Raw genomic sequence first — 14,463 nt, forward strand, 5'->3', positions numbered from 1 at the left:
TCGCCGGACCGGGCTGCGTGTCCTGTCCTCAATCGCCGGACCGGGCTTTTACACCCGTACGGCGATCGGAAAACCCACGATCGGCGCACCCAGCGAGCGCCGACACGCCGACCGTCGCAGGGTGAGCGGACCGAGAGCAGTCAGCACGACGACTGCCGCTGACCCGAAGGCGGCCGATGAAGGACACCCGTCGGATACGCGGAACCGCAGGTCACGGCCGACACGCCAGGCCCCGCCGGCTCGGCACGCTCGCCGCCGTCGGCACGCTGACCCTCGCCGCCCTCGCCACCGCCAGCGCCACCCTCCCCTTGCCCATCCGCGCCTCCGCCGGCCCCGCGTCCACCGCGCACGACTCGACGCTCACCCCGTGCCGTATCGCCCCCGCCGCAGGCGTACAGATGTCCGAGGGTGTGCCCACCCCCGCCGGCTACACCCGCTCGACCGGCACCGTGCGCGCGCTCAATCTGATGGTCGACTTCTCGGACGCGCCGGGACCCGGCAAGGCCTCCGACCGGCTCGGTGAGTTCTTCCCGCAGACCTCGCAGTGGTTCCGCACCAGCTCCTACGGACGGCTCGACTACCGGCCCGAGGCCCCGCTGAAGGACTGGCTGCGGATGCCGCTGCCGTTCGCCGACTACGGGATAGAGCGCGGCGCCCCCTACGAACCCGGCTACCGGCGGCTCGTCCAGGACATCGTGACGGCGGCCGACCCCGAGGTGGACTTCAGCGCGTACGACCTGGTCAACATCCTCGTCACACCCAACGCCGGCCCCTCGGCCCTCGACACCGTCCTGTCCGTGACGTTCTCCGGCAACGGCGAGGCCCCGAAGGCGGACGGCGTCCCGCTCTCCAACACGTCCTTCGTCTACAGCAGGCAGGACGACGGCTCGGGATCGTACTCACGCACCGGCTACCGCGTCCTGCCGCACGAGAACGGCCATGTCTTCGGCCTCCCCGACCTCTACACCATGGACGGCGGCGGCACGGTCGGGCACTGGGACATCATGTCCGAGGACTGGGGGGCCAACAACGATCTGCTCGGCTGGCACAAGTGGAAGCTCGGCTGGATCGACAACGCGCAGATCAGCTGCGCGTCCGCGCCCGGCGAGAGCGAGCACGACCTGACTCCACTGGCCACCGGGGGCGGTCGCAAACTGGCGTTCGTGCCGGTCTCCGAGGAGTCCGGCTTCGCCGTCGAGGTCCGCACCCGCGCGGGCAACGACGAGGCCGTCTGCAAGCCCGGCGTGCTGATCTACCGGGTCGAGGCCGATGTCGACACCGGGCGCGGTCCGGTGACCGTCGCCGACAGCGAGGAGCGCAGCGGCGGCTGTACGCGGCGGCCCAACGTGCACGCGGAGCTGTCCGACGCGCCGTACGGGCCCGGGGAGACGTTCCGGGACCGGGACAGCGGCGTCGGCATCGAGGTGCTCGGCACGGACGGCGACGGCGGCTACCGCGTCCGGATCACCCGCTCCTGAACCAGCCGTCGGGCGTGAACGCCTCGGCCGTGGCCGCCTCGTCACGCCAGTAGGCGTACGGGAGCGACTGGCCCCGCAGCCACAGCTCGCCGGTCTCCTCCGACACGCGCGACTCGACGGCGGGCGTCCCGGCTGCCGTGTCCGCAGGCCAAAGCCGGGACCGCTCCGGCCGCACCGCCGCGTCCAGGACGAGCGAGCCGCCCGCCGCCATGGCGCCGTACACGTCGAAGAGCGCGGCGGGGCCGGAGAAGGGGCTCGTCAGCCGGGTGACGGGGGCCCGTCCGAGACCCGGCAGCTCGCCGCGTCCCAGCGCGTCCGCCGCCGCGCGGAAACGGGCGTCCATCGCGGCCCCCGCCTGCGCGAGCTGAGTGGCGACGGCCCCCCGGAGGGGATCGGCCGGTGACGCGTAGACGATCGTGGCGTCGTCCTCGGCACGGATCTCGATGTCCGGCGGCGCCGCGTACGGATCGGGGGCCGGCAGGTCCTCGTACCGCTCGGCGGGCCCGGCCGGAGCCCCCGCCGACCCCGATCCCCCGGAGCCGAAGACGACCACCCGCTCCCCCGCCCGGCCCGCGACCGCAGGCAGCCGCTCGTCGTCGACGAGCAGCACGCGGGGCGCGCAGTGGTCCAGTGCGCGGGCCGTCTCCTCCCCGCTCCACGAGGCGTCGAGCGGTACGGCGACCAGCCCGGCGAGCTGCGTGGCCCAGAAGGCGGTCTGCCAGTCCGGGCGGTCGCCCATCAGGACGGCCGCGCGGTCGCCCGGCCGCAGGCCGTAGGTGTCCGCGAAGAGGTTGGCCAGCGCGGTCGCGGCGGCGAAGAAGTCGCCGTACGTACAAAGGACGGCCCCGTCGCCGCCGACGAGGAAGGGCCGCTCCCCGTACGCCCACGTCGTCTCCACGAACTCCCGCAGGGTGCGCGGCCCGTCCGCGTACATGAGCGAGCCGTTCTCGGCGCGTACGACCTCGAAAGGCGCACCCGGGGCGGTCAGGGCGGCGGTGTGCGGCACGTACGTCTCGCTTTCTTCGTACCCTCGAGTCGAGTCCATCGAGCGAGGAGCTCCTGTTGCACAACTTGTACGTCAAGGTCTGCGGTCTGCGGAAGCCCGCCGAGGTCGAGGCCGCCGTGGCCGGCGGGGCCTCCGCGGTCGGGTTCATCCTGACGACGAGCCCCCGCCGGCTGTCCCCCGCCGAGGCGCGCCCGCTCGCCGCGCTCGTACCGCCCGGTGTCGCCAAGGTCGCGGTCTTCCGCGGTGAGTCGCTGGACGAGGTGCGCCGGGCGGCGGCCGAGGCGGGCGCTGACACCGTCCAGCTGCACGGCGGCGAGCCGCCCGAGGCGTTCGCCGCGCTGCGCGCCGACGGATACCGTCTCATCCGCGCCACCTCGCCGGAGTCGGGCGATCCGCTGACGGCGGGCGCGTACGGCGAGGACATGCTCATCATCGACTCGGCGCGGCCGGGCTCCGGCGAACGCTGGTCCCCGGACTCGCTGCCGGAGCAGCCGACGGGTGCGTGGGTGCTGTCCGGCGGACTCTCGCCGGACAACGTGGTGGATGCCGTGACGGCGCTGCGGCCGTGGGGCGTCGACGTGTCGAGCGGGGTGGAGAGCAGCCGGGGTGTGAAGGACGTGGGCCTGATCGAGAAGTTCCTCGGGGCGGCCGACGCGTTCCGCGGCTGAGCACAGCGGCTGGGCTGTGTCACCGAACACGTGTCGCCGAACCCTGCGTGAGAGGGCGCGGCGGGGGAATCCGGGACAGGTACCGACCCGACCGAGAGGGGTGCCCCCTTGTCCCGCCCGCCGCACAGATCTGTCCTGCCCGCGCCGCGGAGCGGTGACCCGACGGCGCCGGAGTCCGTACCGACCGAGAAGGTCCAGCGCATACGACGGCGCCTGGAGCGGCTGATCGGTATCGCCATGACCGAGGGCAACGCGCTCGTCCCGCTGCGGAACGGCGACGAGATCTTCGCGTCGATGCTGGAGAGCATCCGTGGCGCCGAGCACACCGTCGACATGATGACCTTCGTCTACTGGCGCGGTGACATCGCCCACGAGTTCGCGCGGGCGCTGAGCGAGCGGGCCCGCGCCGGGGTGCGGGTGCGGCTGCTGCTCGACGGCTTCGGCAGCCGGCTGATCGAGAAGGACCAGCTGGCCGCGATGGAGGACGCCGGGGTCCAGGTGGCCTGGTTCCGCAAGCCGCTGTACCTCTCGCCGCTGAAGCAGAACCACCGCTGCCACCGCAAGGTGCTCGTCGTGGACGAGACGACCGCGTTCACGGGCGGTGTGGGCATCGCCGAGGAGTGGTGCGGCGACGCGCGGAACGAGAACGAGTGGCGCGACACGCATGTACGGGTCCGGGGGGCCGCGGTGGACGGGATCGCCGCCGCGTTCACCCAGAACTGGGCGGAGTGCCACGACGAGATGTTCGACGAGCGGGACCGGTTCGTCGAGCAGGACGCGTACGGTGACGCGATCGTGCAGGTGGTGCGCGGGTCGGCCAGCTTCGGCTGGCAGGACATGCAGACCCTGATCCGGGTCATGCTGGAGTCGGCGGAGGAGCGCGTACGGCTGGCCACGGCGTACTTCGCGCCGGACGAGTACTTCGTCGAGCTGCTGTGCGCGACGGCCCGGCGCGGGGTCTCGGTGGAGATCCTGCTGCCGGGGCCGCACACGGACAAGCGGGTCTGTCTGCTGGCCGGTCAGCGGTACTACGAGCGGCTGGCGGCGTGCGGCGTGAAGATCCACCAGTACCGGCCGACGATGATGCACGCGAAGATCATCACCGTTGACTCGATCGCCTCGCTGATCGGGTCCACGAACTTCAACCGGCGTTCGCTGGACCACGACGAGGAGGTCATGCTCGCCGTACTGGACGCGGCCTTCACGGCCACACTGGACGAGCACTTCGAAGAGGATCTGACGCTGAGCGAGCCGATCTGTCCGCGCCGCTGGAAGCGGCGCTCGCTGGTGCGGCGGGCACAGGAGGCGACGGTGGTCCCGATCCGCCGCTATCTGTGACCGGTCCCCACTGATCGGCCGGTCCCGGTCGATCAGCTCATCGGCTTCGGCTTCGGCCTCGGATCCGACTCCGTCTTCGGCGGGTGGTCACCGGGGCCGTGGGGCCGTGAGGCGAGCGGGGTCGGGGAGAGGTCCGTGCTCTCCTCGCCCTCTTCGAGCAGGGTGTCGGCCGGACCCACGATGAGCGGGTCGGGCTCGCCGACGGCCGACTCGTCCTTCAGCTCGTAGTCCACCCGCCACAGCAGGCTGCGCATGGCCTCCAGCCGTCCCCGCTTCTTGTCGTTGTTCTTGACCACGGTCCAGGGCGCGTGCGCCGTGTCGGTGGCCCGGAACATGTCGACCTTGGCCGCGGTGTAGGCGTCCCAGAGGTCGAGCGACGCGAGGTCGGTGGGCGAGAGCTTCCACTGCCGTACGGGATCGATCTGCCGGATCGCGAAGCGGGTGCGCTGCTCGTCGTGCGAGACCGAGAACCAGAACTTGACCAGCAGGATGCCGTCGTCGGTGAGCATCCGCTCGAACTGGGGCGCCTGGTGGAGGAAGTGCTCGTACTCGGCCGGGGTGCAGAAGCCCATCACCCGCTCGACACCGGACCGGTTGTACCAGGAGCGGTCGAAGAAGACGATCTCCCCGGCGGAGGGCAGATGCGCGACGTACCGCTGGAAGTACCACTGCCCGGCTTCTCGCTCAGTGGGCTTCTCCAGGGCCACCACGCGGGCGCCACGCGGGTTGAGCCGCTCGGTGAACCGCTGGATGGTGCCGCCCTTGCCCGCCGCGTCCCGGCCCTCGCAGACCACGACCACCCGCTGGCCGGTGTCCTTGACCCAGCGCTGCAACTTGAGCAGTTCGATCTGGAGCGTACGCTTCGTCCGCTCGTACTCGCGGCGGCGCATCTTCTTCTCGTACGGGTAGTTCTGCCGCCATGTCCTCACAGGGCGACCGGACTTGTCGAGCAGGACGGGCTGCTGGGGGTCCCGGTCGTCGACCGTCAGCCCGTCGAGGAGGACCTTCTCGACGTCCTCATCCGGCGACATGCGGGGGCCTTCCCCGGTAGGGGGTGGTGACGGTGCTGGGGTCGGCTTCCTCCTCCTCGTCGAGCGGGGGGAGGTCGATCGTGTACTGCGCCTCCAGGAAGAGGTCGCTGTGCTGCGGACGCGAAACGGACTCATCTGCGGCGGGAAGAGGCGCGGTTCGGACGATACGACGCTGAGAGCTCTGCATCCAAGACCATCCAGGGAAAGGGAGTCGCACGGGGCCGCGCGGCCATTGCCGGGCGACAGTCTCATCCTTACACAGGGCTCGATCTTGACGAGCGAGCCGAAATGCCCGGTGGGCACCGTGATCGGCGTCCCGGGCCACCGCCCGGTCCTTGATCACCGGACCCGCCGGGTCAGTCCGCGGGCCGGTCGGTGCGGTGGCGGCCGAGCACCCGGTCCACCAACTGGCCCGCCGCGCCCGTGTAGTGCGCCGGATCCGACAGCTTGCGGAGGTCGTCGGCCGATCGACGGCCGGCCAGGCCGGGGGTTTCGGCCAGGACGTCCGCGAGGTGCCTGCCGGAGCCGGCGGCCTCTGCCGACGCCCGCCCGAGCAGGGCCTTCGCCTCGGCCCTGCCGAGTTCGACGGAGAGCAGGGCCGCGAGCCGTTCGGAGACGACCAGACCGCCCGTCAGCTCCAGATTGGCCAGCATCCGGTCCTCGTGGACGGTCAGACCCTCCGTCAGCTCCGCGGCGGTGTGCGCCGCGCCGCCCGCCAGGCGCAGGCAGTCGCGCAGCGGCAGCCATTCGGCGTGCCAGGCCCCGGAGGGCCGCTCGTCGTCGTGGACCGACACCTGCATGAGGGTGCCGACGAGGGAGGGCACCTGGTAGGAGGCCGCGCGGATCAGTGCCGAGAGCGCGGGGTTGCGCTTGTGCGGCATGGCGGAGGACGTGCCCCGGCCCTCGGCGGCCGGTTCCGCCAGCTCGCCCGTCTCGGTGCGGGACAGCAGCTGGACGTCCGCCGCGATACCGCCGAGCGCGCCGGTCAGCAGGGCGAGCGCCGCGCCGAGGTCGGCGAGGGGCGTTCGGACGGTGTGCCAGGGCACGAGCGGTTCGGTGAGGTCCAGCTCCGCGGCGAGCGCGCCGGGCAGCTCCTCGATGCAGCGCCGCCCGCCGTCGTCGGCGGCGTCCGGTGCGTGCAGGAGCGCGTACTCCAGATATCCGGCCATCGTGCCCGCCGCGCCGCCGAGTTGGACCGGCAGCCCCTGGGCGCGCACCCGGCGCAGCCGGTCCCGTGCGTCGAGCACACCTTGGAGCCAGCCGGCGGCCTTGAGACCGAACGTGGTCGGGACGGCGTGCTGGCCGAGGGTGCGGGCGGCCATGGGGGTGTCGCGGTGCCGGGCGGCGAGCCGGGCCAGCGCGGCGGCGGTCCGGTCCAGGTCGGCGAGGACGAGGTCGAGGGTGCGGGCGGCGACCAGCATGAGGCCGGTGTCGAGGATGTCCTGGCTGGTGGAGCCCTGGTGGACGCTGTGGGCGGCGTCGGCGTCCGCGGCCGCGACCAGCGCGGTCAGCCGCCGTACGAGAGGGACGACCGGGTTGGCGGCGCCGCGCGCCTGGACCGCCAGCTCGTAGAGGTCGAAGTGTTCGGCGCGCGCGGCCTCGCCGATGGCGCGGGCGGCGGACTCGGGTACGGTGCCGAGCCGGGCCTGTACCCGCGCGAGGGCCGCTTCGGTGTCGAGCATGGCCTGGAGGCACGCGGTGTCACTCGTGGCGGCCTCGGCCGGGGTGCCCGACCGGACCGGCGAGAAAAGCCCTGTGTCGGCCGGGGGCTGACTGTTCGTCATGTCTGAATCCTCGTCAACTCGCGCTCTGCTGAGATGGTTTCACGTGGTCCTGGACTTCTGGTGGTCCGTCACCGGAGGCCGGGGCGGGCCGGCGGGCAGGGCCAGGACGGCCAGGGAGATCGCGTCGGAGTCACCCAGGGTCACCGAGTTGACACCGGGGCGGACCCCGGCGGCGGTCGCCCAGTGCACGGACTCGGTCGGTACACCGTAGGCGAAGCGCCGGGGGTGGGCGCGACCCTCGGTGTCCACCAGCCGGTAGGGCCGGGGCGTGACGGCCAGGCCGCCGGTCTCGTACGCGCCGAGTTCCGGGTCGGCTATCGCGTAGGGGCGGCACTGCCCCGTGGCCAGCAGGTCGGTCAGCAGCGGGTCGGTCGTCCGGCGCAGGTCGGGCTCGGGCAGCCGGGCCTCGACCAGGGTGGTGACGCGGGTCGCGGAGCCGGGCACGGCGGGCGCCTCGACGGTGAAGACGCCCTGGTCCGGGTCGGTGCCGACGCGCATGTCGGGGCCGAGGACGTCCAGCACCCCGGCCTCGATGAGCGCGATCATCTGCTCGATCCGGGCGGCCGGCGGTCCGATGGACAGGAAGGCGTTGAGCGGGGTGTACCAGCGCTCCAGGTCGTCGCGGTGCGAGCTGCCGGTGAGTCCGCCGTGGTCGACCACCAGGCGGATCTCGTTGCGCAGGTCCCGCAGTACGTCGAGGGCGGACTTGAGCGGGCCTTCGACGTTGCCCGCCTCGGACTCGGCGAGATCCCGGCGCAGGATGTCCAGCAGCCATTCGCGGTGGTCCCCGGCGCTCCTGAACCCCTGGTCGGCGTGGGGCAGGGAGAGGTGCTTCCAGTCCCAGTGGGCCTCGGGGCCGATGCCGTACGCGTCGAGCAGGTCGGACTCCTCGGCCGATCCCCAGGCCGGTTTCAGATACCGGTCGCCGAACCGGCCGGCCTCGCTCCCGCCGACGCGCCGGGCGAGCAGCGCCGTGTAGTAGACGGTCTCGACCTCCTTGGCGATCAGCGGCCACAGGTCGCGGCCGAAGTCGAGTCCGCCGCCGAGCCGGGCGGCGGTGCGCAGCCGCTCCAGCACCTCCGGGGTGAGGACCCGTGGGATGTGCCGGCCGTGCGCGCCCTTCTGGTTGCGGCCCCGTGAGTGGTACGGGATGCCGCGCCGGGAGGCGGCGTACAGGCGCGGTTCGCGTCCGGACGGGCCGTAGACGAGCCGGCCGTCCTCGCGGGTGTACGTGCCGCCCCGGCCGAGCGTGAACAGTGTCAGATGGTCGAAGAAGTTGAGTCCGAGTCCGCGCAGGGCGACGGCCTCGCCCGGCCGGACGGCGGACAGGTCGGTGTCGGCGGGGTTGGCCGGCGGGACGTAGGTCAGCGCGTGGGTCCGCGCGAAGTCGGCGAGTTCGCGCTCGCCGGGGCCGCCCCGGACGGGGAGGTGGCCCTGGGCCAGGACGACCGCGTCCAGGCCGTCGACGCGGGAGCCGTCGGCGAGGCACAGACCCTGCGGGCCGTCGGGGGCGCCGTCCAGCCGGACCGCCCGCGACGGGTGGACGACGACGCGGACGTGCGCGGGCGCGGTGCGGACGACGTGCCGGAAGACCCACTCCAGGTAGTGGCCGTAGAAGGCGCGGGTCGGGTAGGAGTCCGGGGTGAGGTCGCGGGCCTCGGCGCGCACCTGGTCGTCGTACGCCTCCCCGGTGCCCTCCCCCGGCGCCGCCGCCGTCCGGACCGCCCAGTCGTACAGGCTGGGGCCGGGGGCGAGTTCGCCGTCGATCTCCACGCTCTCGTCGGTGAACAGCGTGACCTGCGAGGCGACGGTGTTCATCAGCAGATGGTGGGACTGGTCGGTGCGCCACACCCCGCCCGCGCCGGGGCGGTGCGGGTCCACGATGTGCACCGTGAGGGTGGAGCCGTCCGGCAGCCCCCGGCGCGCGTTGACGCAGAGCCGTTCCAGCACCGAGAGCCCACGAGGCCCGGCGCCGACGATGCAGACCTCCAGATGTCCGTCACTCACGTCCGTGTCTCCGTCTCCCGTTGGACGGCCTGGTTAGCGGCCGGTCTCTCGCTCGCCTGATCACCGCTCGGAGGACTGCACAGGGGCTTCAGAGGACTTCGACGGTGGGGCCGGTCTCCAGCCGGTGCCGGCAGTCCAGGACGAACTCCGAGGCGCGGGCGACGAGTTCGTAGTCGAAGGCGTCGTGGTCGGTCAGCAGCACCACCGCGTCGGCCGCCGCCAGCTCCTCCTCGGTGAAGTCGCAGCGGGTCAGCCTGCTGTTCACGGTGACCGCCTCGACCACGTACGGGTCGGCCGCGCGCACTTCGGCGCCGAGACCGAGCAGCAGCTCCGCCACGCGCAGCGCGGGCGACTCGCGGGCGTCGCCGGTGTTCGGCTTGTACGCGAGGCCGAGCAGCAGGACCCGGGAGCCGGCCAGCGGCCTGCGGCGGGCGTTGAAGGCGAGCAGCAGCCGCTGGACCACGTGGTCGGGCATGTGTCCGTTGATCTCGTTGGCGAGTTCGACGAACTGGAAGCTGCGGCCGAGCGTGCGCCTGACCCGCCAGGACAGGTATTCGGGGTCGACCGGAAGACAGTGTCCGCCGACCCCGGGGCCGGGGGTGAAGCGCATGAAGCCGAAGGGCTTGGAGGCGGCGGCGTCCAGCGCCTCCCAGACGTCGACGCCGAGTTCGTGCGCGTACATCGCCATCTCGTTGACCAGGGCGATGTTGACGTGCCTGAAGGTGTTCTCGATCAGCTTGGACAGCTCGGCGACCTCGGTCGTGCGCACCGGCACGGTGTTGCTGGTGATCGTGTCGTAGAAGGCCTGTACGGCGGTGAGCGACGCCGAGTCGATGCCGGAGACCACCTTGGGCGTGTTCTCCAGGCGCCAGGTGGGGTTGCCGGGGTCGATGCGCTCGGGGCTGTAACCGAGGTGGAAGTCCTGGCCGGCGACGAGGCCCGAGCCCTCCTCGAGCAGCGGGACGAGGAGTTCGACGGTGGTGCCGGGGTACGTGGTCGACTCCAGGACCACGGTCGCGCCGGGGCGCAGCCGGCCCGCGAGGGTGTGGGCGGCCGACTCGATGTACGAGAGGTCGGGGGCGCCGTCCCGCAGCGGGGTGGGCACGGTGACGACGGCGATGTCGAAGCCGTCGAGGTCCGTGGGGTCGGTGGTGGGCAGGTAGGTGCCCCGGTCGAGCAGGACGGCGAGCTGTGCGTCGGGGACGTCCTCGACGTAGGACTCACCGCTGACGAGCCGTTTGACGCGTTCGGTGTCCACGTCGTAGCCGACCACCTGGTGGCCGGCCTGAGCGGCCCGGACGGCCAGCGGCAGGCCCACGTACCCCTGCCCGACAACGACGACCTTGCTTTTCACGGTTGCTCCCGTCGGAGAAGATTGGTCAGTTGGTCAGGGTCGGGCGACAGCGGTCGGCGGCGGCGGGCGGGCCGGAGCGGCCGAGCGCGCGCAGGGGGGGCCGCGCCGGTGGTCAGTCGAAGAAGGCGCAGACCACATCGGCCGTACGCTCGACCTGACTGTCCGTCAGACTGAGATTGAGCGGCAGCGCGAGATGGCGCGCGCTCGCCAGTTCGGTGCCGGGCCGCCGTCCGTCCGCGCCCTCCCCGGCGTACGCGGCGAAGGCGGGCAGCCTCGGCAGCGGGACCGGGTAGTACACGCGGCTGCCGATGCCGTGCGCGGCGAGGTGCGCCGCCAGCGAGTCCCGGCAGATGGTCTGTACGGCGTAGACATAGTGGCACTGGCCGTCGGCGCCGGTGGTGGGGGCGAGCAGGCCGCTCCCGCGCAGCGCCGCGAACCGTGAGTTGTAGTGCGCGGCGATCGCGGCGCGCCGGGCGACCATGTCGTCGGCGCGGTCCAGCCGGGCGAGCTGGTAGCCGGCCAGCACCTCGTCGAAGCGGCTGTTGAGACCGACCTCGTGGTGCACGAAGCGCTGCACACCGTCCTGCCCGTGGTTGCGCAACCGTCGTACCAGCGTGGCGAGTTCGATGTTGCCGGAGAGGACCACCGCGCCTTCGCCGGGCATTCCGAACGGCTTGACGGGGAAGAACGAGTAGAGCCCGATGTCACCCCAGGTGCCCGCCGCCCGGCCGCCCAGGGTGGCGCCCTGGGCCACCGCCGCGTCCTCGACGACCGCGATGCCGCGCCGCCGCGCCCAGGCCATGATCGCGGGCATGTCGGCCATCGTCGTGAAGGTGTGGGCGGGGACGACCGCGCGGGTGCGGTCCGTCACCCGGCTCTCCGCGTCGACGGGGTCCATGACCATCGTCACCGGGTCGACGTCGGCGAAGACCGGCACCGCGCCGACGCCGAGCACCGTCGCGGCCAGCGGCTCCGCGCCGAAGGCCGGCACGATCACCTCGTCGCCGGGGACGACGCCGACGGCCCGCAGGGCGAGGACGAGGGCGCCGGTGCCGCTGGCGCAGGCGACGACGTCGCGCACACCCGCGCGGTCGGCCAGCCGCCGCTCCAGTTCGGCGGTGCGGCGGCCGAGTATGAACTTCTGCTCGGGGTCGGTACCGACCTCGTACAGCACCTCGCGCAGCAGTTCACGGTCCGCGTCGGGGAGCCGGGTGTACGCGTAGGGGACGGTCTCGGTGGTCGCCGTGGCCGCGGCGACGCGGATCGGGGCGGCCTGTGCGGCCGAGGTCTCGGTGGTCATGACGTACTCCCGGTGAAGAAGGAGCGGACGGCGTCGCACACCCGGCCGAGCTGCGCGAGGGTCAGCTCGGGGTAGAGCGGCAGCGCCACGGTGCGGTGGCTGGCGGCCTCGGCGTGCGGGAAGTCACCCTCCTGGTGGCCGAGATGGGCGAAGCACGGCTGGAGGTGCAGCGGCAGCGGGTAGTACGTCTCGGTACCGATGCCCGCGGCGGCGAGGTGCGAGACGAGGGCGTCGCGCCGGTCGGTCTCGATGAGATAGACGTAGAAGACCGGATCCACCGGCTCGCCGCGCTCCACGACCGCGGGCAGCCCGCGCACACCGGGGATGCCGCGCAGCCTGCGGGTGTACGCGTCGGCCAGCACGGCGCGGCGGCGGATGTCGTCGTCCAGCGTGGTCAGCTTGGTGAGCAGGGCCGCGGCCTGGAGTTCGTCCATCTTGCTGTTGGTGCCCGCCAGTTCGCCCTGCCGCGCGTATTCGGCGCGTGCGGCCGGGGCGGCGGCGGGCCTGGCGGCGGGGGCCGGGGGCGGCAGCGCGGGCCGACCGTGGTCGCGCAGCCGCTGGACGGCGCCGGCGAGAGCGTCGTCGTCGGTCAGCACCATGCCGGCGTCGCCGAGCGCGCCGAGCGTCTTGGTGGGGAAGAACGACAGCACGCCGCCCACCCCGATCAGACCGGTGTGGCGTCCGTCCAGCCGCATCCCGATGCCCTCGGCGCTGTCCTCCAGGACGAGCAGGCCGTGGCGTTCGGCGACGGCGAGGACCGCCGTCATGTCGGCGGGCTGGCAGAACAGATGGACCGGCATGACGGCCTTGGTGCGCGGTGTGACCAGCGCTTCGAGGGCGGCCGGGTCCAGGTTGTAGGTGAGCGGATCGACGTCGGCGAAGACGGGCACCGCCCCGACGAGCGCCACGGAGCTGGCCGACGCGAAGAAGCTGAAGGCCGGCACGATCACCTCGTCACCGGGGCCGATCCCCGCCGCGCGCAGCAGCAGGACCAGCGCGTCGGTGCCGTTGCCGACGGCTATCGCGTGCCGGGCACCGGTGTAGGCGCGCAGCGCGGCCTCCAGCTCGGCGGTCTTCGGCCCGTTGGAGTACGTCCCCGACTCGCAGACCTCGTCGAGATACGCGCTCAGCCGGGGCCACAAACGCTCGAAGGATTCCGCCTGCGTGAAGAACGGGACGGTGCTCGCCGGAGCCGGCATCGCCTTGCTGTCCATTTCACTCCACTCGTCTCGGCGGTGCTGGGCGGAATCCACGGTTCTACTTGTCGGAACTGCTCGTCCGGAACTCCGCGGTTCTGCTCGCTTACGTCCGATCGAACGTAGACCGCGCGCCGACACCCCTTCGATAGCAATCACCCGGCAATCCATTGGCAGTTGCGGGGGACAGTGCAGGCAAGAGCGTGCAGAACACTGCCTATTACCTGGCTCCTTGCTTATTGCCGGTCCGAAAAACCTTGACTTGCCTCTTCGGTGTGGTCGACGGTGAAGCCCAATTCCACGGACCGACAGGAGTTTTCAGTCGTGACCGACATCGTGTCCGACAAGAAAGTGATCCTCGCCGAGCCACGCGGATTCTGTGCGGGGGTACGCCGGGCGATAGAAATCGTCGAGAAGGCATTGGAGGTCCACGGCGCTCCCGTCTATGTGCGAAAAGAAATCGTCCACAACCACTACGTGGTGGGGGTGCTGAAGCGGCGCGGGGCGATCTTCGTGGACTCCGAGGCGGAGGTGCCGCCCGGCGCGGTCTGTGTGTTCTCCGCGCACGGGGTGGCCCCGGAGGTCCGCGAGAACGCGAAGGCCCGCCGGCTCGACACCATCGACGCGACCTGCCCGCTGGTGTCGAAGGTCCACCAGGAGGCCCGGCGCTACGCCCGCGACGGCCGCACCCTGCTGCTGGTCGGCCACGCCGACCACGAGGAGGTCGAGGGCACGTACGGCGAGGCCCCCGACCGCACGGTGATCGTGGAGAGCGAGGAGAGCGCGCGGCAGCTCGACCTGCCCAGTGACACCCCGGTCGCGGTGCTCACCCAGACGACGCTGTCGATGGACGAGACCGCGGGCATCGTCGCGGTGCTGGGCGAGCGCTTCGACGATCTGCGGAGCCCGGCCGACGGCGACATCTGCTACGCGAGCACCAACCGGCAGGTCGCGGTGAAGGAGATCGCCGCGCGCAGCGATCTCGTGCTGGTCGTCGGATCGCGCAACTCCAGCAACTCGGTACGGATGGTGGAGGTCGCCCTTCTCGAAGGGACCGCCGCCCATCTGGTGCCGGACGTCACCGAACTCGACGTGAGCTGGCTGGACGGGGTGACGACGATCGGTGTGAGCGCCGGCGCCAGCGCGCCCGAGCTGCTGGTCGACCAACTGCTGGAGCGGCTGGACGAGTTGGGCTACCAGGACGTGGAGCTGTCCGTGACGACCAAGGAGGACATCGTCTTCCAGCTGCCGTCGGGACTCAGCCAGGCACGTCCCTCCGCCTGATACGTCCGCCCGATCCG

General features: G+C 72.0%; 12 protein-coding genes. 4 read left to right on the forward strand and 8 right to left on the reverse strand.

Going from position 1 to position 14,463, the window contains the following annotated elements; translation table 11 throughout:
* Positions 1–176 precede the first annotated feature (176 nt).
* Positions 177–1,478: a M6 family metalloprotease domain-containing protein gene (locus SSPS47_RS13365; RefSeq protein ID WP_164251297.1), complete on the forward strand. Its 1,302-nt coding sequence runs from the start codon at positions 177–179 to the stop codon at positions 1,476–1,478.
* Here the strand turns inward: SSPS47_RS13365 and SSPS47_RS13370 are convergent.
* On the reverse strand, positions 1,465–2,523 hold the full coding sequence (locus SSPS47_RS13370) for a class I adenylate-forming enzyme family protein (RefSeq protein WP_164251299.1): 1,059 nt from the start codon (positions 2,521–2,523) through the stop codon (positions 1,465–1,467). The genes SSPS47_RS13365 and SSPS47_RS13370 overlap by 14 nt on opposite strands.
* A gap of 17 nt (positions 2,524–2,540) precedes the next feature.
* Between SSPS47_RS13370 and SSPS47_RS13375 the strand changes: the two genes are divergently transcribed.
* On the forward strand, positions 2,541–3,152 hold the full coding sequence (locus tag SSPS47_RS13375; protein ID WP_329033519.1) for a phosphoribosylanthranilate isomerase: 612 nt from the start codon (positions 2,541–2,543) through the stop codon (positions 3,150–3,152).
* Positions 3,153–3,353: 201 nt separating this feature from the next.
* The gene (locus SSPS47_RS13380; RefSeq protein ID WP_239065258.1) at positions 3,354–4,490 is read left to right on the forward strand and encodes a phospholipase D-like domain-containing protein; all 1,137 of its coding nucleotides are present in this window, start codon (positions 3,354–3,356) and stop codon (positions 4,488–4,490) included.
* Between the two features lie 32 nt (positions 4,491–4,522).
* Here SSPS47_RS13380 and ppk2 read toward each other — a convergent pair whose 3' ends face one another.
* The 7 genes from ppk2 to SSPS47_RS13415 form a co-directional block, all read right to left on the reverse strand.
* Positions 4,523–5,521 (reverse strand): polyphosphate kinase 2, encoded by a 999-nt coding sequence (ppk2, locus tag SSPS47_RS13385; protein WP_164251301.1) that lies wholly within the window; start codon positions 5,519–5,521, stop codon positions 4,523–4,525.
* Entirely contained in the window at positions 5,508–5,708 is a 201-nt protein-coding gene (locus SSPS47_RS13390; RefSeq protein WP_164251303.1) for a hypothetical protein, read from the reverse strand. Before SSPS47_RS13390 ends, ppk2 begins: the two co-directional genes overlap by 14 nt.
* 169 nt (positions 5,709–5,877) lie before the next feature.
* Positions 5,878–7,305: a 3-carboxy-cis,cis-muconate cycloisomerase gene (gene pcaB, locus SSPS47_RS13395; protein ID WP_164251305.1), complete on the reverse strand. Its 1,428-nt coding sequence runs from the start codon at positions 7,303–7,305 to the stop codon at positions 5,878–5,880.
* A gap of 39 nt (positions 7,306–7,344) precedes the next feature.
* Positions 7,345–9,312: an FAD/NAD(P)-binding protein gene (locus SSPS47_RS13400; RefSeq protein ID WP_164251307.1), complete on the reverse strand. Its 1,968-nt coding sequence runs from the start codon at positions 9,310–9,312 to the stop codon at positions 7,345–7,347.
* Positions 9,313–9,400: 88 nt separating this feature from the next.
* Positions 9,401–10,666 (reverse strand): nucleotide sugar dehydrogenase, encoded by a 1,266-nt coding sequence (locus SSPS47_RS13405; RefSeq protein WP_164251309.1) that lies wholly within the window; start codon positions 10,664–10,666, stop codon positions 9,401–9,403.
* A gap of 112 nt (positions 10,667–10,778) precedes the next feature.
* Complete coding sequence (locus tag SSPS47_RS13410) at positions 10,779–11,966, reverse strand: DegT/DnrJ/EryC1/StrS family aminotransferase (RefSeq protein ID WP_164251311.1); 1,188 nt, start codon at positions 11,964–11,966, stop codon at positions 10,779–10,781.
* Entirely contained in the window at positions 11,963–13,180 is a 1,218-nt protein-coding gene (locus SSPS47_RS13415; protein ID WP_164251313.1) for a DegT/DnrJ/EryC1/StrS family aminotransferase, read from the reverse strand. The genes SSPS47_RS13410 and SSPS47_RS13415 overlap by 4 nt, the downstream gene beginning before the upstream one ends.
* A gap of 306 nt (positions 13,181–13,486) precedes the next feature.
* Between SSPS47_RS13415 and SSPS47_RS13420 the strand changes: the two genes are divergently transcribed.
* Positions 13,487–14,446 carry a 4-hydroxy-3-methylbut-2-enyl diphosphate reductase gene (locus SSPS47_RS13420; RefSeq protein WP_239064886.1) on the forward strand — a complete coding sequence of 320 codons (960 nt, stop codon included), beginning with the start codon at positions 13,487–13,489 and terminating at the stop codon, positions 14,444–14,446.
* The last annotated feature ends 17 nt before the right edge of the window (positions 14,447–14,463 follow it).

Source organism: Streptomyces sp. S4.7, assembly GCF_010384365.1.
Taxonomy (GTDB): Bacteria; Actinomycetota; Actinomycetes; order Streptomycetales; family Streptomycetaceae; genus Streptomyces.

Coding starts and splice junctions, on each gene's coding strand:
- ppk2 (WP_164251301.1), bottom strand. CDS start 5,521: ATGTCGCCGGATGAGGACGTCGAGAAGGTCCTCCTCGACGGGCTGACG.
- pcaB (WP_164251305.1), bottom strand. CDS start 7,305: ATGACGAACAGTCAGCCCCCGGCCGACACAGGGCTTTTCTCGCCGGTC.
- SSPS47_RS13415 (WP_164251313.1), bottom strand. CDS start 13,180: ATGGACAGCAAGGCGATGCCGGCTCCGGCGAGCACCGTCCCGTTCTTC.
- SSPS47_RS13365 (WP_164251297.1), top strand. CDS start 177: ATGAAGGACACCCGTCGGATACGCGGAACCGCAGGTCACGGCCGACAC.
- SSPS47_RS13410 (WP_164251311.1), bottom strand. CDS start 11,966: ATGACCACCGAGACCTCGGCCGCACAGGCCGCCCCGATCCGCGTCGCC.
- SSPS47_RS13370 (WP_164251299.1), bottom strand. CDS start 2,523: ATGGACTCGACTCGAGGGTACGAAGAAAGCGAGACGTACGTGCCGCAC.
- SSPS47_RS13390 (WP_164251303.1), bottom strand. CDS start 5,708: ATGCAGAGCTCTCAGCGTCGTATCGTCCGAACCGCGCCTCTTCCCGCC.